Source organism: Dialister micraerophilus DSM 19965, assembly GCF_000194985.1.
In the GTDB taxonomy this organism is placed as follows: Bacteria; Bacillota; Negativicutes; order Veillonellales; family Dialisteraceae; genus Dialister; species Dialister micraerophilus.
On record NZ_GL878519.1, the window covers coordinates 945,471 to 962,114 of the forward strand.

Annotated in this window: 31 protein-coding genes; all 31 read left to right on the top strand. The window is 40.3% G+C overall.

The window, feature by feature from the left end; all coding sequences use genetic code 11:
• The first annotated feature begins 608 nt into the window (after positions 1-608).
• The 31 genes from rpsJ (at position 609) to HMPREF9083_RS04545 (ending at position 16,643) form a co-directional block, all read left to right on the top strand.
• Positions 609-920 (top strand): 30S ribosomal protein S10, encoded by a 312-nt coding sequence (rpsJ, locus tag HMPREF9083_RS04395; RefSeq protein ID WP_007553960.1) that lies wholly within the window; start codon positions 609-611, stop codon positions 918-920.
• A gap of 11 nt (positions 921-931) precedes the next feature.
• On the top strand, positions 932-1,573 hold the full coding sequence (gene rplC / locus HMPREF9083_RS04400) for a 50S ribosomal protein L3 (protein ID WP_007554006.1): 642 nt from the start codon (positions 932-934) through the stop codon (positions 1,571-1,573).
• Between the two features lie 49 nt (positions 1,574-1,622).
• Positions 1,623-2,246, top strand: coding sequence for a 50S ribosomal protein L4 (gene rplD / locus HMPREF9083_RS04405; RefSeq protein ID WP_007556213.1), 624 nt, complete (start codon positions 1,623-1,625; stop codon positions 2,244-2,246).
• The gene (rplW, locus tag HMPREF9083_RS04410; protein ID WP_007554037.1) at positions 2,246-2,527 is read left to right on the top strand and encodes a 50S ribosomal protein L23; all 282 of its coding nucleotides are present in this window, start codon (positions 2,246-2,248) and stop codon (positions 2,525-2,527) included. The genes rplD and rplW overlap by 1 nt, the downstream gene beginning before the upstream one ends.
• 14 nt (positions 2,528-2,541) lie before the next feature.
• Positions 2,542-3,369: a 50S ribosomal protein L2 gene (rplB, locus tag HMPREF9083_RS04415; RefSeq protein ID WP_007554051.1), complete on the top strand. Its 828-nt coding sequence runs from the start codon at positions 2,542-2,544 to the stop codon at positions 3,367-3,369.
• 17 nt (positions 3,370-3,386) lie between these two features.
• Positions 3,387-3,656, top strand: coding sequence for a 30S ribosomal protein S19 (gene rpsS, locus HMPREF9083_RS04420; protein WP_007554076.1), 270 nt, complete (start codon positions 3,387-3,389; stop codon positions 3,654-3,656).
• Positions 3,657-3,670: 14 nt separating this feature from the next.
• The gene (gene rplV, locus HMPREF9083_RS04425; RefSeq protein WP_007553984.1) at positions 3,671-4,006 is read left to right on the top strand and encodes a 50S ribosomal protein L22; all 336 of its coding nucleotides are present in this window, start codon (positions 3,671-3,673) and stop codon (positions 4,004-4,006) included.
• Positions 4,007-4,024: 18 nt separating this feature from the next.
• On the top strand, positions 4,025-4,774 hold the full coding sequence (gene rpsC, locus HMPREF9083_RS04430; RefSeq protein ID WP_007556214.1) for a 30S ribosomal protein S3: 750 nt from the start codon (positions 4,025-4,027) through the stop codon (positions 4,772-4,774).
• Positions 4,774-5,199, top strand: coding sequence for a 50S ribosomal protein L16 (gene rplP, locus HMPREF9083_RS04435; RefSeq protein WP_007554082.1), 426 nt, complete (start codon positions 4,774-4,776; stop codon positions 5,197-5,199). Before rpsC ends, rplP begins: the two co-directional genes overlap by 1 nt.
• A 1-nt stretch (position 5,200) precedes the next feature.
• Positions 5,201-5,410: a 50S ribosomal protein L29 gene (gene rpmC / locus HMPREF9083_RS04440; RefSeq protein WP_007554074.1), complete on the top strand. Its 210-nt coding sequence runs from the start codon at positions 5,201-5,203 to the stop codon at positions 5,408-5,410.
• A 27-nt stretch (positions 5,411-5,437) separates the two neighbouring features.
• On the top strand, positions 5,438-5,698 hold the full coding sequence (gene rpsQ / locus HMPREF9083_RS04445; protein WP_007556216.1) for a 30S ribosomal protein S17: 261 nt from the start codon (positions 5,438-5,440) through the stop codon (positions 5,696-5,698).
• Positions 5,699-5,727: 29 nt separating this feature from the next.
• On the top strand, positions 5,728-6,096 hold the full coding sequence (gene rplN, locus HMPREF9083_RS04450; RefSeq protein WP_007556218.1) for a 50S ribosomal protein L14: 369 nt from the start codon (positions 5,728-5,730) through the stop codon (positions 6,094-6,096).
• Positions 6,097-6,108: 12 nt separating this feature from the next.
• On the top strand, positions 6,109-6,441 hold the full coding sequence (rplX, locus tag HMPREF9083_RS04455) for a 50S ribosomal protein L24 (protein ID WP_007556219.1): 333 nt from the start codon (positions 6,109-6,111) through the stop codon (positions 6,439-6,441).
• Between the two features lie 20 nt (positions 6,442-6,461).
• A complete protein-coding gene (gene rplE / locus HMPREF9083_RS04460) occupies positions 6,462-7,001 on the top strand; it encodes a 50S ribosomal protein L5 (RefSeq protein WP_007556220.1) in 540 nt (179 codons plus the stop codon).
• A gap of 13 nt (positions 7,002-7,014) precedes the next feature.
• Positions 7,015-7,284 carry a 30S ribosomal protein S14 gene (gene rpsN / locus HMPREF9083_RS04465; RefSeq protein ID WP_007554072.1) on the top strand — a complete coding sequence of 90 codons (270 nt, stop codon included), beginning with the start codon at positions 7,015-7,017 and terminating at the stop codon, positions 7,282-7,284.
• A gap of 27 nt (positions 7,285-7,311) precedes the next feature.
• Positions 7,312-7,710, top strand: coding sequence for a 30S ribosomal protein S8 (gene rpsH, locus HMPREF9083_RS04470; protein WP_007554070.1), 399 nt, complete (start codon positions 7,312-7,314; stop codon positions 7,708-7,710).
• A 17-nt stretch (positions 7,711-7,727) separates the two neighbouring features.
• Positions 7,728-8,270, top strand: a complete 543-nt coding sequence (gene rplF / locus HMPREF9083_RS04475) for a 50S ribosomal protein L6 (RefSeq protein ID WP_007556221.1) — start codon at positions 7,728-7,730, stop codon at positions 8,268-8,270.
• 17 nt (positions 8,271-8,287) lie between these two features.
• The gene (gene rplR, locus HMPREF9083_RS04480) at positions 8,288-8,653 is read left to right on the top strand and encodes a 50S ribosomal protein L18 (protein WP_007553992.1); all 366 of its coding nucleotides are present in this window, start codon (positions 8,288-8,290) and stop codon (positions 8,651-8,653) included.
• Positions 8,654-8,670: 17 nt separating this feature from the next.
• Complete coding sequence (gene rpsE, locus HMPREF9083_RS04485) at positions 8,671-9,171, top strand: 30S ribosomal protein S5 (RefSeq protein ID WP_007553950.1); 501 nt, start codon at positions 8,671-8,673, stop codon at positions 9,169-9,171.
• Positions 9,172-9,184: 13 nt separating this feature from the next.
• Positions 9,185-9,364, top strand: a complete 180-nt coding sequence (rpmD, locus tag HMPREF9083_RS04490) for a 50S ribosomal protein L30 (protein WP_007556222.1) — start codon at positions 9,185-9,187, stop codon at positions 9,362-9,364.
• Between the two features lie 17 nt (positions 9,365-9,381).
• Entirely contained in the window at positions 9,382-9,822 is a 441-nt protein-coding gene (gene rplO, locus HMPREF9083_RS04495) for a 50S ribosomal protein L15 (protein ID WP_007554040.1), read from the top strand.
• Between the two features lies 1 nt (position 9,823).
• Positions 9,824-11,086 carry a preprotein translocase subunit SecY gene (gene secY / locus HMPREF9083_RS04500; protein ID WP_007554003.1) on the top strand — a complete coding sequence of 421 codons (1,263 nt, stop codon included), beginning with the start codon at positions 9,824-9,826 and terminating at the stop codon, positions 11,084-11,086.
• Between the two features lie 26 nt (positions 11,087-11,112).
• The gene (locus tag HMPREF9083_RS04505) at positions 11,113-11,766 is read left to right on the top strand and encodes an adenylate kinase (protein WP_007554079.1); all 654 of its coding nucleotides are present in this window, start codon (positions 11,113-11,115) and stop codon (positions 11,764-11,766) included.
• Positions 11,763-12,515 carry a type I methionyl aminopeptidase gene (gene map, locus HMPREF9083_RS04510; RefSeq protein WP_007553999.1) on the top strand — a complete coding sequence of 251 codons (753 nt, stop codon included), beginning with the start codon at positions 11,763-11,765 and terminating at the stop codon, positions 12,513-12,515. The genes HMPREF9083_RS04505 and map overlap by 4 nt, the downstream gene beginning before the upstream one ends.
• A gap of 46 nt (positions 12,516-12,561) precedes the next feature.
• The gene (gene infA / locus HMPREF9083_RS04515) at positions 12,562-12,780 is read left to right on the top strand and encodes a translation initiation factor IF-1 (RefSeq protein WP_007554001.1); all 219 of its coding nucleotides are present in this window, start codon (positions 12,562-12,564) and stop codon (positions 12,778-12,780) included.
• Between the two features lie 16 nt (positions 12,781-12,796).
• Entirely contained in the window at positions 12,797-12,910 is a 114-nt protein-coding gene (gene rpmJ / locus HMPREF9083_RS04520) for a 50S ribosomal protein L36 (RefSeq protein ID WP_007556223.1), read from the top strand.
• Positions 12,911-12,934: 24 nt separating this feature from the next.
• Positions 12,935-13,312, top strand: a complete 378-nt coding sequence (gene rpsM / locus HMPREF9083_RS04525) for a 30S ribosomal protein S13 (protein WP_007553983.1) — start codon at positions 12,935-12,937, stop codon at positions 13,310-13,312.
• A gap of 18 nt (positions 13,313-13,330) precedes the next feature.
• Positions 13,331-13,714: a 30S ribosomal protein S11 gene (gene rpsK / locus HMPREF9083_RS04530; RefSeq protein ID WP_007556224.1), complete on the top strand. Its 384-nt coding sequence runs from the start codon at positions 13,331-13,333 to the stop codon at positions 13,712-13,714.
• A gap of 53 nt (positions 13,715-13,767) precedes the next feature.
• Positions 13,768-14,742, top strand: coding sequence for a DNA-directed RNA polymerase subunit alpha (locus HMPREF9083_RS04535; RefSeq protein WP_007553956.1), 975 nt, complete (start codon positions 13,768-13,770; stop codon positions 14,740-14,742).
• A gap of 17 nt (positions 14,743-14,759) precedes the next feature.
• Complete coding sequence (gene rplQ, locus HMPREF9083_RS04540; protein ID WP_007553958.1) at positions 14,760-15,101, top strand: 50S ribosomal protein L17; 342 nt, start codon at positions 14,760-14,762, stop codon at positions 15,099-15,101.
• 573 nt (positions 15,102-15,674) lie between these two features.
• Positions 15,675-16,643, top strand: coding sequence for an AEC family transporter (locus HMPREF9083_RS04545; protein WP_256998187.1), 969 nt, complete (start codon positions 15,675-15,677; stop codon positions 16,641-16,643).
• Position 16,644 lies beyond the last annotated feature (1 nt).

A 16,644-nucleotide genomic window follows, 5' to 3' on the forward strand; every position in this document is an offset into this window, starting at 1 on the left:
CGTTTTTTTCAAAGAATGAGTGATGTATTACGATTTGATGTGTAAAATTCTTCATAATATAAAGCGGTAGATAATGTTTTTTGAAATTTGAAATATTATGTTTTATTTCAATATTTTGTATAAACCTGATAAAACAAAATATTTATTTCAGAATAATCGGAAAAAGCTTATTCTTAAAATAAAATGTTGACGGATGTTAAAACAAATAATTTAAACAAAAATAAATTAATTCGTGAAGTGGAGCGAATAAAGCGTAAAAACGCCTGAAAACGTAAAAAAGTGGAAGTTTTGCAAAAATTATGATATAGTAATGAAAAAAAGCGGACACACACGGATGCGTGTTTTTAATTATAACAAAAATATAAACTTAAGAAATATTCAGTGTTTGTCGAACTTTAAACTATATGTAAAAATAAATATAAAGTTTTTATAAAATAGTTGCGAATAATTAAAAATAATAGTATTATTTAAAAGTTGAGCATTATAGAAAGAATACACAAGCAGTTCTTTACATGGTGCCGAAAAAACTATGAAGTGGAAGGTGGCCTGCGATGCAGGGGAATTTCCACGGAGCAGTTCATTCAAGAAATGAACGTAGGAGGTTTAGTATGTCGAAACAGGAAAAAATCAGAATTCGCCTCAAAGGCTATGATCACAAAGCTGTAGATCAGAGTGCGGCGAAGATTGCGGAAACCGCGAAGAGAACGGGATCTAGAGTTTCAGGACCGATTCCGCTTCCGACAGAAAGAAATGTGTACACAATTCTTCGTTCTCCGCATGTCAACAAAGACAGTCGTGAACAATTTGAAATGCGTGTTCACAAAAGATTGATTGACATTCTCGATCCGTCCAAGAAAACAGCAGATGCGCTGATGAGATTGGAATTACCGGCGGGTGTCAGCATTGAAATTAAAGCGTAAGGAGGTGCGAAATGTCTAAAGCTATTTTGGGAAGAAAATTAGGAATGTCTCAGGTGTTTGCAGAAAACGGAGATTTGGTTCCGGTATCTGTAATTGAAGTATTGCCGAACACAGTAGTTGCTGTAAAAACAGTTGAAACAGACGGTTATTATGCAGTTCAACTCGGATATGGCGCAATAAAAGAAAAACACCTTACAAAACCGTTGAAGGGTCAATTTGAAAAGGCCGGAGTTGCTCCGACAAAGTTCCTTCGTGAACACAGATTCTCGGAAAAACCGGCTTATGAAGTAGGCCAAACTCTGGCTGCCGATATATTCGCAGAAGGTGATGTTATCGACGTAGTCGGCATAAGCAAAGGTAAGGGTTTTGCCGGAACAATTAAACGTCATAACCATCAACGCGGACCGGAAAGCCACGGTTCAAAAAATCACCGTCAGACAGCTTCATTGGGAGCTCGTATGTCAGGCGGCGGCGGAAAGGTTTTCAAGGGTAAGAAGATGCCGGGCCACATGGGATGTGACCGTGTAACCGTGCAAAACTTGAAAGTGGTAAGAATTGATACCGCTCGTAACCTTATGCTTGTAAAAGGCGGAATCCCCGGACCTAAGGGCGGCCTTGTAAAAGTGCAGGAAGCCGTTAAATCTGCAAAATAATATTGTATGGAACAACAGAAAAATGTTCTGAAGAGGGAGGAAAATCTCAATGCCGAAAGTAACACTGTATAACATTGCCGGTCAGGCAGCCGGTGAGGTAGAGTTGAATGACAGCATATTCGGTGTAGAATATAACGAAGCTGTAATTCATCAGGCAGTTGTTCGTCAGCAAGCAAATGAACGCTTGGGAACACATGCCACAAAAACCAGAGGCCTTGTACGAGGCGGCGGTAAAAAACCGTGGAGACAAAAAGGTACCGGTCGTGCCAGAGTGGGATCAATCAGATCACCATTGTGGGTAGGCGGTGGTACAGTATTTGGACCCACACCGAGAAGTCATGCAAAAGGTATGACAAAGAAAGCACGTAGATTGGCAGTAAAATCTGCATTAAGCGAAAAACTTCGTGCAAATGAATTGATTGTTATCGACCAAATAAACTTCGAAGCACCGAAGACAAAACAGGTTGTAGAAATGATGAAAGCTTTTGAAGCAAGTAAAGCTTTAATTATAGACGGCGGAAAAGCTGTAGAAAACACGGTATTAAGTGCACGTAACATTCCGGGTGTAAAAGCAATCGGAACTTGCGGAATAAATATTTATGACCTTGTTCACTACACAAAGTTGTTTATGACACAAGAAGCAGTTAAACAGATTGAGGAGGTACTGGCATAATGGACGCACGTGATATCCTCATAAAACCGATTGTAACGGAAAAATCGACAGCTCTTATGGAAGAGGGAAAATATACATTCCAAGTACCGCTTAATGTAACGAAAATTGAAATTCGTCAAGCGGTAGAACAAGTCTTCAATGTAAAAGTACAGGCTGTGAATACCATGCGTTATGAAGGCAAGATGAAACGTCTGGGCCGCACTCAGGGTCGTCGCAGTGATTGGAAGAAAGCAATTGTTACACTCAAACCGGGCGAAACAATTGAACTCTTCGAAGGTTAAGGGAGGAGTAAACAATGGGTCACAAATCATTTAAACCTTACACCCCCGGACGCCGTCAGATGACTGTTTCAAGTTTTGATGAAATTACAACAAATAGACCGGAAAAATCACTTCTGGCTCCTATTCATAATCATGGCGGACGTAATAATTCCGGAAAGACGACAGTACGTCATCAGGGTGGCGGACATAAACGTAAGTACAGAATTATTGATTTTAAGAGAAATAAAGATAATATTCCGGCAACAGTTGCAACCGTAGAATATGATCCGAACCGTACATGTCGAATTGCACTTTTGAACTATGCAGATGGTGAAAAGCGCTACATTTTGGCACCGAAGGGACTTAATGTCGGAGACGTTGTAACAAGCGGACCGGAATCGGATATTAAAGTAGGAAACTGCTTACCGTTTGTAAATATTCCGTTAGGTACAGTAGTACACAACGTAGAAATGAAAATCGGTAAAGGCGGACAGATGGTTCGTTCTGCAGGAGCTTCCGCACAGCTTATGGCTAAAGAAGGAGACTATGCATTACTTCGTTTGCCGAGCGGTGAATTACGTAAAGTGCACATTCGTTGCAGAGCAACCGTAGGTGCAGTAGGAAATGAAGACTACGAAAACATTACCATAGGTAAAGCAGGAAGAAATCGTTGGTTAGGCGTAAGACCTGCAAACCGTGGTGTAGTAATGAATCCGAATGATCATCCGCACGGTGGTGGTGAAGGTAAATCACCGGTCGGTCGTAAGCGTCCGGTTACTCCGTGGGGCAAGCCTGCATACGGCGTGAAGACACGCGATAAGAAAAAGGCATCCACAAAATTGATCGTAAAGAGACGCAAGTAAGATAAGGAGGAGTAAAAGTGTCAAGATCCGTTAAAAAAGGGCCGTTTGTCGCATTCTCACTTGTAAAAAAGATTAATGCGATGAATGAAGCTAATGAGAACAAAATAGTAAAAACCTGGTCTCGTGCTTCTACCATCCTGCCGAGCTTCGTAGGTCATACGATTGCGATTCATGATGGAAGAAAACATGTACCGGTATATATAACTGAAGATATGGTAGGACATAAACTTGGAGAATTTGCACCTACTCGTACCTTCAAAGGTCATAACAAGAGCGAAAACGCTTAACGAGGAGGAAAAAGATGGAAGTTCAGGCAATAGCAAGAAATATCCGCATTTCGCCTCGTAAGGTTCGCGTTGTAGCAGACCTTATTCGTGGTAAAAATGTAGGAGAAGCGATAAATATTCTTCGTCATACCCCGAAAGCCGCTTCAAGTGTAATTGAAAAAGCACTGAAAAGCGCAATGGCAAATGCTGAAAACAATAATAATATGAATATTGATAATTTGTATGTTTCTACAATTTTCGTAGATGCAGGTCCGGTGTTGAAGCGCGTTCATCCCCGTTCTCGCGGACAAGCGTTCGCAATTATGAAACGTACCAGCATACTGACGGTGAAAGTTTCTGAAAAAGAATAATCAAAGGAGGGAAACGTTTTGGGTCAGAAAGTAAATCCGCATGGAATGCGCGTGGGCGTAATCAATGACTGGAATTCCAAATGGTTTGCAGAAAAGAATTATGCTGCACAGCTGGTGGAAGACACAAAGATTCGTCAATTTTTGAAAAAGCACCTCTTCGTAGCAGGTATTTCAAAAATCGGCATTAAGCGCGTAGGAAACAGAGTAAAGATTGCTATCTATACAGCCAAGCCCGGAATGGTTATCGGAAGAGGCGGTACAGGTATCGAAGATATCAAGAAAGCTTTAAAAACTGTTACAGATAAAGAAATTGATATTGATATATTGGAAATTAAATCCAGCGACTTGAGTGCTATTCTCGTAGGAGAAAACATAGCATCTCAGCTTGAACGTCGTATCGGCTTCCGTCGTGCCGTTAAACAGGCAGTAGGAAGAACAATGCGTAGCGGAGCAAAAGGAGTAAAAGTTACAGTATCAGGCCGTTTGGGCGGAGCTGAAATTGCACACTCCGAAAGCTATCGTGAAGGTTCAATACCGCTTCAGACATTAAGAGCAAACATTGACTACGGCGTGTCTGTAGCACATACAACATTCGGTGCAATAGGTATAAAAGTATGGATTTATAAAGGTGAACTTGCACCAGGACAGATGGTAGACGAAGCGGAAAATGTTCGTACAGGCAAGGAAAGAAACAACCGCAATGAAAACCGCAGAGGCGGAAGAAGAAGCGATCGCCGTCATAGAAATGCCGAAAGGAGTGATTCCTGATGTTAATTCCGAAACGTACAAAATACCGTAAACAATTTCGTGGACGTATGAAAGGAAGAGATCGTCGCGGAAACACTGTAACATACGGTGAATATGGATTAGTTGCTATGGAACCGTCATGGATTACAAGTAGACAGATAGAAGCGGCACGTATCGCTATGACACGTTACACAAAACGTGGCGGGAAAGTATGGATAAAAATATTCCCGGACAAGCCGGTAACGGCAAAGCCGATCGGAACCCGTCAGGGAAGCGGTAAAGGATCGGTAGAATACTGGGTAGCAGTTGTAAGACCGGGCCGCGTAATGTTTGAAATAGGCGGAATTCCGGAAGCAATGGCCAAAGAAGCATTGCGTCTTGCAGGACACAAGCTGCCGATCAAGACAAAATTTGTAGTTAAAGGTCAAGAAGTGGCAGGTGAATAAAATGAAGGTCAATGAAATTCGTAATTTGAGCTCTGCCGAATTAGATAAGAAGGTTGCCGGCTTGAAGGAAGAACTGTTTAACCTCCGTTTTCAACTCGCTACAGGACAGCTTGAAAACCCGATGCGTATTCGTGAAGTAAAGAAGACCATCGCCAGAATAAAAACTGTTCAGCGTGAAGAAGAATTGAAGGCTGCAGAAAAGCAGGCATAACGGTTTATCCAAAAGGAGGATCTCAACGTGGCAGAAGTAAGAAACGTACGTAAAGTGCGTCAGGGAACTGTTGTCAGCGACAAAATGGACAAGACAATTGTTGTAGCTGTTGAACGTAAAGTTCCGCACAAGAAGTACAAAAAGTCTATAAATACCACAACAAAATTCAAAGCACATGACGAAAACAACGAATGTCGTATCGGTGATGTAGTACGCATAGTTGAAACTCGCCCGTTGTCAAAAGACAAACGTTGGAGAGTAGAAAAAATCGTTGCCCGTCATAATTAATGTAATAAAAAAATAGGAGGATTGGCACGATGATTCAGCAAGAAAGCAGACTCAACGTTGCAGACAATACCGGTGCTAGGAATGTCCTTGTGATTAAAGTATTGGGCGGTTCTTTCCGCAGAAGCGGTAACATCGGTGATATAGTAGTTTGCACGGTGAAAGACGCATCACCCGGCGGCGTTGTAAAGAAAGGCCAGGTATTAAAAGGTGTCATCGTTCGTACAGTAGACGGCGTAAATCGTGCAGACGGATCACATATTCGTTTTGACGAAAATGCCGTAGTTTTAATCAAGGACGACAAGAGCCCGATAGGAACCCGTATTTTCGGACCGGTAGCAAGAGAATTACGTGAAAAAGATTTCATGAAAATCATCTCTCTGGCACCGGAAGTACTCTAAGGGAGGCACATAATGAGTCATAAAATGCACGTAAAAACCGGAGATACGGTAGTAGTAATATCCGGAAAAGATAAAGGTAAACAGGGAAAAATTATTTCCGCAATGCCCAAGGACAACAAAGTAGTTGTAGAAGGAATCAACATTGTAAAGAAACATATAAAGCCGAATCAGGCAAATCCGAAAGGCGGAATTATTTCAAAAGAAGCGCCTTTACATGCTTCAAATGTAATGATTTTAGATCCTGAAACAAAGAAACCGACACGTATTAAGAAAGTACAGCAAGAAGACGGAAAATATGTAAGAGCTTCCGTTAAGAGCGGTGCTATTTTAGATAAGGTTAAGTAACGGGGAAAGGAGGATAAAAATTGTCCAGATTACATGATTTATATGTAGAACAGATAAAGAAATCCATGTGTGAAAAATTCGGCTACACAAACGAAATGGAAATACCGAAATTGGAAAAAATCGTAATTAATATCGGTGTAGGCGAAGCGACAGAAAACTCCAAAGCAGTAGATGCTGCGGCATCAGATCTTGCTCAGATAACAGGACAAAAGCCGATTATCTGTAAAGCCAAGAAATCACTCGCATCATGGAAAATTCGTGAAGGAATGCCGTTAGGCTGCAAAGTAACTTTACGTCATGAAAAAATGTATGAATTCTTAGATCGCTTGATTAATATTGCACTTCCCCGCGTACGTGACTTCAGAGGAGTCAGTGCGGAAAGCTTTGACGGCCGCGGAAACTATGCAATGGGCGTTAAAGAACAGTTGATTTTCCCGGAAATCGATTACGAAAAAATCGACAGAATCCGCGGAATGGATATTATAGTAGTTACAACGGCTAGAACAGATGAAGAAGCTCGTGAACTTTTGAGACTCTTCGGAATGCCGTTTAAGAAGTAAGCAGGAGGACAATATGGCAAAGAAGTCTATGTTGGAACGCGAAAAGAAAAGAGAAATCGCGGTTCAGAAATATGCAGCCAAACGTCGTGCTTTGAAAGAAGCGGGCGACTATGAAGCTCTCAGTAAATTGCCTCGCAATGCTTCTCCGACACGTTTGCATAATCGTTGTAAATTGACCGGACGTCCCCATGGATACATGCGTAAATTCGGAGTTTGCAGAAACCAATTCCGTGACTTGGCATACCGTGGAGAAATACCGGGCGTTAGAAAAGCCAGCTGGTAATAAATTTCGGGAGGAGGATTAAATATAATGGTAACAACCGATCCGATTGCGGATATGCTTACTCGTATTCGTAATGCGAACGATGCATATCATGAAAAAGTAGATATGCCTGCTTCTAAAATTAAGGCCGCTGTGCTTGAAATTTTGAAAGATGAAGGCTTTATCCGTACAGTAGAACAGATTGAAGTTGAAAATCACAAAGTTTTGCGCGCAACACTGAAATATGGAGCAAACCGTGAAAAAGTAATTAAAGGTCTGAAAAGAATATCAAAACCGGGCTTGAGAATTTACGCAAACAAAGAAGAATTACCGCGTGTATTGGGAGGCCTCGGAATAGCAGTTATTTCCACATCCAAAGGAATTATGACCGACAAAGCGGCAAGAAAAGCCGGTTTGGGCGGAGAAGTTCTTGCGTATGTCTGGTAAGCAGTTGGAGGTATATAATGTCAAGAATAGGCAATAAACCGATTGCGGTACCGGCAGGAGTGGAAATCAAGATTGATGGACATAAGGTAACCGTAAAAGGTTCAAAAGGAACATTGGAACGTAATTTACATCCATTAATGGATGTAAAATTGGAAGGTAACGAAGTAATCGTTACACGTCCGAATGATGAAATTGAAAGCCGTGAATTACACGGACTTACCCGTACACTCATTCACAACATGATTGTGGGAGTTACCGAAGGATTCAAAAAGAAATTGGAAATCCAGGGCGTCGGCTACAATGCAAAGATGCAGGGTAAAGATTTAAGATTGGCATTGGGATTCTCACATCCGGTCATAGTAGTACCGCCGGAAGGAATAACAATTACAACACCTTCTTCAGTAGTAATTGAAGTATCCGGTGCAAACAAGGAACTGGTAGGCCAAGTTGCGGCAGAAATCCGTTCATGGCGTGAACCGGAACCATATAAAGGTAAAGGTATTCGTTATTCCGGTGAACATGTCCGCCGTAAGGCAGGCAAGACCGGTGCGACAAAGTAATCAGGGGGTAAACAGATATGCGTAAAAATGCAAGTAAGGCACAATTGGAACGTCGCCATCTGCGCCTTCGTCAGAAAATCTCCGGTACTGCCGCTCGTCCGCGTCTTAATGTTTACCGCAGTCTCGCCAACATCTATGCACAGGTGATTGACGATGAATCAGGTAAAACGCTGGTATCGGCAAATACCTTAGATAAAGAAATTAAAGCCAAATTTCCATATGGCGGCAATGTAGAAGCAGCCAAGGAAGTTGGAATTCTCGTGGCGAAAAGAGCTTTGGAAAAGGGCATCGAAGCGGTTGTATTCGATCGCGGCGGATGCATTTATCATGGAAGAGTGAAAGCTCTTGCAGAAGGTGCGCGTGAAGGCGGCTTGAAATTTTAAGGTAAAGGAGAAAACACATGCCAAGATTTGAAAAACAAGAATCCGACTTAAAAGAAAACGTCGTATTTATAAATCGCGTAGCTAAAGTTGTAAAAGGCGGTCGTCGTTTTTCCTTTGCAGCCGTAGTAGTAGTAGGAGACGGAAAAGGCAGAGTAGGATTAGGATTGGGAAAAGCTGCCGAAGTTCCGGAAGCTATTCGTAAAGGCGTAGAAGACGCAAAGAAAAATTTGATTACCGTAACACTTAAAAACGGAACAATTCCGCATGAAATGATCGGTGAATACGGAGCAGGAAGAGTATTCATGAAACCGGCGGCAGAAGGTTGTGGAGTTATTGCCGGAGGTCCGATTCGTGCAGTATTGACATTAGCGGGTGTTCGTGACATTTTGACAAAATCCTTGGGCTCTTCAAACCCGATCAACATGGTAAGAGCTACATTGGACGGATTGTCAAAATTGGAAGATGCTCGTAAAGTAGCAGCGCTTCGCGGTAAAAGTGTAGAAGAGATTTACAATTAACAGGAGAGCGATCATGAAGGTTATAATTACTTTGAAGAAAAGCGTGATCGGCTCCAAACCCGATCAAGTTGCAACTGTAAAGGCACTTGGTCTCAAAAAGACCAATTCCTCAGTAGAAAAAGAATTGACACCACAGATAAAGGGCATGGTGCACAAAGTCCGTCATCTGGTTGAATGTAAAGAAGCTGAATAAGAGAAGGAGGTGCACTAATGAAACTGCATGAATTAAAACCGGCAGAAGGCTCTACAAGAGTACGTCGTCGTGTAGGACGCGGAATCGGTTCAGGCATGGGTAAACAATCTACCCGTGGTGCAAAAGGACAAAATGCCAGAACAGGCGGTGGAGTTCGTCCGGGTTTTGAAGGCGGTCAGATGCCTCTGTATCGTCGTCTTCCGAAACGTGGATTCAAGAATATTTTTGCAGATGAATTTGCAATCGTAAACGTAGAATCCTTGAACTGTTTCGAAGACAATGCTGTAGTAGATCCGGCAACATTGGTAGAAGCCGGAATTTTGAAAAATGTTCGTGATGGTGTACGTGTTCTTGGAAACGGTGAATTGAAAAAAGCCCTTACTGTAAGAGCTCAAGGATTCACAAAATCCGCACAACAAAAAATTGAAGCAGCCGGTGGAAAAGCAGAGGTGATCTAATATGGGGTCTGCATTCGCAAATATATTTGCAAATAAAGAACTCAAAGATCGTATTCTGTTCACATTTGTGATGTTTGTCATCTTCAGGTTGGGAGTACATATTCCTGTACCTGGAGTTGACTCATCTGTTATAGAAAGTCTGTTTACATCCGGAAATATTTTCGGATTTTTGGACTTATTTTCAGGTGGAGCACTGAGCAAGTTTTCATTATTTGCAATGAGCATAACCCCGTATATCAACTCATCCATTATTATGCAGTTGTTAACCGCCGTAATTCCGACACTGGAAGAATGGCAGAAAGATGGCCAAGAAGGATACAAGAAAATACAAAAAGTAACACGTTACTTTACTGTAGTACTTGCATTCATTCAAGCCTTCGGAATGGCATATGCACTGCGTGCAAATAATGCGTTGCTGGACAACAGTTGGTTTTTCTTATTCTTTATCGTTATAGTACTGACAGCAGGAACATGCCTTTTGGTATGGATTGGCGAACAAATCACTGAAAAAGGTATAGGAAACGGAATTTCCTTAATCATTTTCTGCGGTATCGTAGCAAGATTTCCGGAAGCTGCAAGTACAATTGTGGATTACCTTAAAGTCGGTACGATAACACCGTTGCAAGCACTCCTTTTTGTAGTAATAGGACTTGCAATGATACTTGTGGTAATCGCTGTAAATGAAGCACAAAGACGTATACCCGTACAATATGCAAAACGTGTAGTAGGAAGAAAAATGTACGGAGGACACTCCACCTTTTTACCTCTCAAAGTAAATCAGGCAGGAGTTATTCCGATAATTTTCGCATCATCAATAATTATGATGCCGGTTACACTTGCACAATTTGTACATATAAATTGGGTGAAGTCATTAGCCACATTATTCGGTTGGGGCACATGGCCGAACACAATATTATACGGAATATTGATATTCATGTTTACATACTTTTACACAGCAATAACGGTAAATGTAAAAGACTTGGCCGACAACATGAAAAAATACGGTGGATTTATACCGGGAATACGTCCCGGAGAACCGACAATGATGTATATCGACAAAGTACTCACAAGAATTACACTTACAGGAGCGATATTCCTTGCCTTTGTAGCTATACTTCCGAACTTTATCGGTAATATAACCGGAATACAAGGAGTATACTTCGGAGGAACGGCACTTCTGATTGTAGTCGGAGTAGCATTGGAAACGATGCGTCAAGCACAATCATTGATGGTTACAAGAAACTACCGAGGGTTTTTAAAATAATTAAAAGTTAGAAGGAGTTGGGATCTATGTACATCTTATTAATGGGACCGCCCGGTGCAGGAAAAGGCACACAGGCAGAAAAACTCATTCGTGATTACGGAATCCCCCAGATTTCAACGGGAGACATGTTCAGAGCTGCCGTGAAAGCTGGAACCGCTCTGGGTATCGAAGCCAAAAGTTATATGGATAAAGGAGCACTGGTTCCCGACAGCGTAACAATAGGCATCGTTAAAGAACGATTACAGCAAGAAGACTGCAAAAAAGGGTGGATATTGGATGGATTCCCACGCAATACGGATCAAGCTCGTGCATTAGATAAAATTTTGAAAGAAATCGGAATAAAGTTGACATCCGTTATTACCATCAAAGTAGAAAACAAAGACCTCATAAAGAGAATTTGCGGACGAATGATGTGTAAAAAATGCGGTGCTTCATTCCACAAAGAATTCCGTCCTCCGGTAAGAGAAAATATTTGCGACAACTGCGGTAGTGAACTCTATCAGCGTGCAGACGACAACGAAGCAACTGTAGGACAAAGACTTGCAGTATACGAAAGCAAAACAAAACCTCTTATCGACTATTACAAGGAAAGCGGAAGCTATTGTGAAATAGACGGTAATCAATCTATGGAAGACGTATACAAACAGATCCAAGCAGCATTGGAGAAAGCGTCAAAATGATAACGATTCGTACACCGAAAGAAATAGAAAAGATAGCTGCTGCCAGCAAATTGACAGCAGATACACTTTCTATGTTGGCAAAAGAAGTCAAAGCGGGAATAAGCACGCTTGACCTCGACAAAATGGCTGAAGAATTTATAAGAGCAAACGGAGGTATACCGGCCTGCAAAGGATATGAAGGATACCCCGCAACACTGTGTACATCGGTAAATGAAGTCGTTGTACATGGAATACCTTCAGCAAAAAGAATTCTTCGAAAAGGCGATATAATATCAATCGATCTTGTCGTAGAAGTAGACGGTTACAAAGGAGACTCCTGTATTACCGTTCCGGTCGGCAGAACAAGCAAAAAGAACATGAAACTTATAGAAGTTACCGAAAATGCTCTTTTTGCCGGTATCAAACAAGCAGTCGTCGGTAATCATGTCGGTGATATCGGACATGCGATAGAGAGCTTTGTAAAGCCCTATGGCTACGGTGTACTCAGGGAATATGTAGGGCATGGTATAGGAACGGAAATGCATGAAGAACCGGAAATACCGAATTACGGTACTCCCGGACATGGTCCGCGACTGGAAGAAGGAATGTGCATCTGTATAGAACCCATGATTACAATGGGAAGTGAAAAAGTATACACCCTGAAAGACGGGTGGAGCGTACTCACAAAAGATGGACTTCCGTCAGCTCACATGGAACATACCCTTGTGATTACCGAAGAAGGACCTGAAATTTTGACATTGCGTAATTGAAACGTATTACGATATTGATAAATTCACAAAGTCAAAGGAGGCTCTCATGAGCAAGGAAGACGTCATTGAAGTGGAAGGCAAAGTAGTTGAAAAACTTCCTAATGCCATGTTCCGCGTCAAATTAGAAAACGGACATATCGTATTGGCACATATCTCGGGAAAAATGAGAATGAACTTCATTCGAATTTTACCGGGAGACAAAGTCACTGTCGAACTGACAGCATACGATTTGGATCACGGCAGGATAACCTATCGTTACAAGTAAGTAAGGAGGAAGCAAGATGAAAGTCAGACCGTCCGTCAAGAAGATGTGTGACAAATGTAAAGTTATAAAGCGTAAAGGCCGTGTAATGGTTATTTGCGAAAATCCGAAACATAAACAAAGACAGGGTTAATAAAGAAAAGGAGGTATAGAGTATATGGCACGTATAGCTGGTGTAGACTTACCGAGAGATAAGCGCGTTGAGATCGGCTTAACTTATATTTATGGAATTGGCCTTACTCTTTCCAAAAAAATATTGGCAGAAACAGGAGTATCCCCGGATACCCGTGTTAGAGATTTAAATGAAGATGATGTAGCAAAGATTCGTAATGCAGTAGGTGAATACAAAGTTGAAGGTGATCTTCGTCGTGAAGAATCCCTCAATATTAAGCGTTTGGTAGAAATCGGATCATACAGAGGTCGTCGTCATCGTTTAGGACTTCCCACACGTGGACAGCGTACAAAGACAAATGCACGTACACGTAAAGGACCTAGAAAAACTATTGCAGCAAAGAAAACTGCAACAGTTAAGTAATGTTGAAGGAGGAGAAACATGGCTACAGTAAAAAGTAAGAGAAGAGAAAGAAAACATGTAGAAACCGGTGCAGCTCATATTCGTTCAACATTCAACAATACGATTGTAACGATTACAGACTCCAACGGAAACACCATTTCATGGGCATCCGCAGGAGAATTGGGCTTCAGAGGATCACGTAAGAGCACACCGTTTGCAGCACAAATGGCAGCAGAAAAAGCAGCTAAAGTTGCAATCGATCACGGTATGCGTTCAGCAGACGTATTTGTAAAAGGACCGGGAGCAGGTAGAGAAGCCGCTATCCGTGCATTACAGGCAGCAGGCATTGAAATCAGCAGTATTAAGGACGTAACTCCTATTCCGCACAACGGCTGTCGTCCTCCGAAACGTAGAAGAATATAATTGCTTTTGCGTAAGAATTTTGGCGTCTTCTGGCGCAGAAGGAGGACTTTCGGATGATTGAAAATACAAGCTTCGCGATAAAGATTGTGGAACTGAGTGATGATAAACGTTATGGTAAGTTTGAATGTGAACCGCTCGAAAGAGGATTCGGTATAACATTGGGAAACAGCTTAAGACGCGTATTACTTTCATCATTAGACGGTGTGGCTATTACATCGATAAAAATTGACGGCGTACTTCATGAATTTACAACAATTGAAGGCGTTAGAGAAGATGTAACCGATATGATATTGAATTTAAAGAAAATTCGTTTCATTGCTCATGATGAAGCGGTATTTCCTATTCAAGTTCGTATAGACATAGATAAAGAAGGTATTTTCCATGCAGGAGACATGCAACTGCCGTCTGAAATAGACGTGTTAAATACCGATTTGGAAATATGCACTCTGGATGCCGATGCTCATTTAGGTATGGAATTGACAATCGACAGAGGTCATGGCTATGTTCCTTTTAACAAGAACAAGAAAAATGACGAAATCGGAATAATTCCTATCGACTCCATTTTTACTCCGGTTGTAAAATGTAATTACAAAGTCAGTGACACACGTGTAGGAAATGAAATGGACTACGACAAACTGACATTGGAATTGGAAACTGACGGATCAGTTAAAGTGGAAGATGCAGTGGCGCAAGCTGCAACCATTTTGATAAAGTACTTCGAAAATTTCCGGAGATTGGCAACCAAACAAATTCCTGAAATTGACGTTGATGAAATTGAGCCGGAAATCGAAGAAAAAGACGATTCACCGGACCTTTCAGTAATTCCGATTGAAGAATTGGAATTATCCGTTAGAGCGTTCAACTGTTTAAAGAGAGCGGAAATAAATATGCTCGACCAGTTAACCGACAAAACGGAAGATGAATTAACTCGCGTACGTAATTTAGGTAAGAAATCTGTAGATGAAATAAAAGAAAAACTCGCAGCATACAAAGGCTGGGGACTTCATCTTAAAGATAATGATGAGTAATAAATAGGAGGAAAGAAATGGCTCGTAGTAGACTGAGAAGAATCAGCGGAGCACGTAAAGCATTGCTTCGCAGCTTGGTTACATCTCTTTTCCAGTATGGCCGTATTCAGACCACTGAATCAAAGGCAAAAGAACTTCGCCACGTAGCAGACAAAATGATTTCCCTTGCCAAAAGAGGAGATCTCCATGCACGTCGTCAGGCTGAATCTTTCATTATGGACAAAGCGATAACCAAAAAGTTATTTGATGAAATAGGAAAAAAATTCACAGATCGCAACGGAGGTTATACCCGTGTACTCAAGTTGGATGCACGTTTGGGAGATAACGCACCGAAAGCAATCATTGAATTGGTAGACTAAAATAAAACGCTTTCCGAAAGGGAAGCGTTTTTCAATGCAAAAATTTTTTTGTTGATACTAAGTCAAAAGGCATAATATAAATCAATAAATATAATACCTCGGTTGCATAAATAAGGTTCTATAATAAATTCGGATGCAAGTAAATAATATTCGTCTTCGATTTTAATTTATCGGGAAACCGATATAATTAATCACAATTAATCGAATATGAACTGATTTATGTAAATAAATGATGAAAGTTTTTTGTAGTAAAATTTATTGAGATTATTTTTGCTGCGGTGTCAAATTTCATAAAAGCGGTATACTTAAATACGGACAAATTAAAATTCACATAGGACAATACGAAATAAACGATATATTGTTTTGTTTTTTATTTACAATCCTTTTTATTTTGAAATTTTATTATGACAAATACATTTATATTTCCAAAATATAAGGAAAATAACAAAAACAACCCCAAAAAAGAACTATATGTATAAAATATATCAAGATAGAAGCATTACAATAAATGAATATTGCAACTGAAGCATATAGAATGTATACTGAAATACATAATTTATGAAAGGTAAAAATATGGTATTTTTAGAAATTTTGTGGGACGGAATACTTCCTCTTATAGTGCTTATAGGAGCAGGAATATTTCTTGATTCTAAATTTAAAATAGATTTAAGTACATACAACAAACTCATTATATGGGTAACATTACCATGCTTTGTTTTTTACGGAATATATAATTATATTCCTTCATACTCAAGCTTGGTACTTGTTCCGCTGGCGATAGTGCTTATAACTCTGCAATATTTTTGTTCAAGTATATTTGCAAGACTTTTTAAAATAGAAAAAGATAAAAAAACCATATTTAAAGCGATATCCACTTACTCGAGCATAGGATATATAGGAATATCACTTGTGATGCTTATTTACTCGAGAATGCCGTATATAGCGGATATAGAACAAAGTCTTATAAATGAAAGCAGAGGCACGATAGTACTTCTTTTGCTGATAATGCTTTCGGCGATATATATTTTTGAACCCTGTCAATTCGGCGAAGAAGAATTGTCATTCAAAAATACGATAAAACATATAATCAAGATGCCTTCAATATATGCAATCATATTGGCAATACTTGTAAAAACACTCGGTTTCCATATAGAAACAACATTTCTCTGGTCGATTATCAAACACTACATAGGAGCATTCATGATATTGGTACTGATATCTGTAGGAATGCAAATAAATCGTATCAAATGGAAAAAACCGGATAAATTCATGTATGTTTCCGCATTTGCAAAACTTATAATTAATCCTGTTTTGGCATATATAATTTTGAAAATAATAAATTTACCGAATCCGTTGGATTCACAAGTATTTTTCATATACTCATCGATATCAAGTTCATTTTTGACAGCTGTATATGCAAATGAACACGACAAATATAAATCGTATGTACTGCAATCGATATTGTTTAACACGATACTCGGAATAATTACAATGTCGACAGTAATATATATTTCACCTTACTTATTTCCGATAGGACAATAAA

Excerpts from the sequence above, each read along its gene's own strand:
- rpsJ (WP_007553960.1), top strand. The coding sequence starts at position 609 with ATGTCGAAACAGGAAAAAATCAGAATTCGCCTCAAAGGCTATGATCAC.
- rplC (WP_007554006.1), top strand. The coding sequence starts at position 932 with ATGTCTAAAGCTATTTTGGGAAGAAAATTAGGAATGTCTCAGGTGTTT.
- rplD (WP_007556213.1), top strand. The coding sequence starts at position 1,623 with ATGCCGAAAGTAACACTGTATAACATTGCCGGTCAGGCAGCCGGTGAG.
- rplW (WP_007554037.1), top strand. The coding sequence starts at position 2,246 with ATGGACGCACGTGATATCCTCATAAAACCGATTGTAACGGAAAAATCG.
- rplB (WP_007554051.1), top strand. The coding sequence starts at position 2,542 with ATGGGTCACAAATCATTTAAACCTTACACCCCCGGACGCCGTCAGATG.
- rplV (WP_007553984.1), top strand. The coding sequence starts at position 3,671 with ATGGAAGTTCAGGCAATAGCAAGAAATATCCGCATTTCGCCTCGTAAG.
- rplP (WP_007554082.1), top strand. The coding sequence starts at position 4,774 with ATGTTAATTCCGAAACGTACAAAATACCGTAAACAATTTCGTGGACGT.
- rpmC (WP_007554074.1), top strand. The coding sequence starts at position 5,201 with ATGAAGGTCAATGAAATTCGTAATTTGAGCTCTGCCGAATTAGATAAG.
- rplN (WP_007556218.1), top strand. The coding sequence starts at position 5,728 with ATGATTCAGCAAGAAAGCAGACTCAACGTTGCAGACAATACCGGTGCT.
- rplX (WP_007556219.1), top strand. The coding sequence starts at position 6,109 with ATGAGTCATAAAATGCACGTAAAAACCGGAGATACGGTAGTAGTAATA.
- rpsN (WP_007554072.1), top strand. The coding sequence starts at position 7,015 with ATGGCAAAGAAGTCTATGTTGGAACGCGAAAAGAAAAGAGAAATCGCG.
- rpsH (WP_007554070.1), top strand. The coding sequence starts at position 7,312 with ATGGTAACAACCGATCCGATTGCGGATATGCTTACTCGTATTCGTAAT.
- rplF (WP_007556221.1), top strand. The coding sequence starts at position 7,728 with ATGTCAAGAATAGGCAATAAACCGATTGCGGTACCGGCAGGAGTGGAA.
- rplR (WP_007553992.1), top strand. The coding sequence starts at position 8,288 with ATGCGTAAAAATGCAAGTAAGGCACAATTGGAACGTCGCCATCTGCGC.
- rpsE (WP_007553950.1), top strand. The coding sequence starts at position 8,671 with ATGCCAAGATTTGAAAAACAAGAATCCGACTTAAAAGAAAACGTCGTA.
- rpmD (WP_007556222.1), top strand. The coding sequence starts at position 9,185 with ATGAAGGTTATAATTACTTTGAAGAAAAGCGTGATCGGCTCCAAACCC.
- rplO (WP_007554040.1), top strand. The coding sequence starts at position 9,382 with ATGAAACTGCATGAATTAAAACCGGCAGAAGGCTCTACAAGAGTACGT.
- secY (WP_007554003.1), top strand. The coding sequence starts at position 9,824 with ATGGGGTCTGCATTCGCAAATATATTTGCAAATAAAGAACTCAAAGAT.
- HMPREF9083_RS04505 (WP_007554079.1), top strand. The coding sequence starts at position 11,113 with ATGTACATCTTATTAATGGGACCGCCCGGTGCAGGAAAAGGCACACAG.
- map (WP_007553999.1), top strand. The coding sequence starts at position 11,763 with ATGATAACGATTCGTACACCGAAAGAAATAGAAAAGATAGCTGCTGCC.
- infA (WP_007554001.1), top strand. The coding sequence starts at position 12,562 with ATGAGCAAGGAAGACGTCATTGAAGTGGAAGGCAAAGTAGTTGAAAAA.
- rpmJ (WP_007556223.1), top strand. The coding sequence starts at position 12,797 with ATGAAAGTCAGACCGTCCGTCAAGAAGATGTGTGACAAATGTAAAGTT.
- rpsM (WP_007553983.1), top strand. The coding sequence starts at position 12,935 with ATGGCACGTATAGCTGGTGTAGACTTACCGAGAGATAAGCGCGTTGAG.
- rpsK (WP_007556224.1), top strand. The coding sequence starts at position 13,331 with ATGGCTACAGTAAAAAGTAAGAGAAGAGAAAGAAAACATGTAGAAACC.
- HMPREF9083_RS04535 (WP_007553956.1), top strand. The coding sequence starts at position 13,768 with ATGATTGAAAATACAAGCTTCGCGATAAAGATTGTGGAACTGAGTGAT.
- rplQ (WP_007553958.1), top strand. The coding sequence starts at position 14,760 with ATGGCTCGTAGTAGACTGAGAAGAATCAGCGGAGCACGTAAAGCATTG.
- HMPREF9083_RS04545 (WP_256998187.1), top strand. The coding sequence starts at position 15,675 with ATGGTATTTTTAGAAATTTTGTGGGACGGAATACTTCCTCTTATAGTG.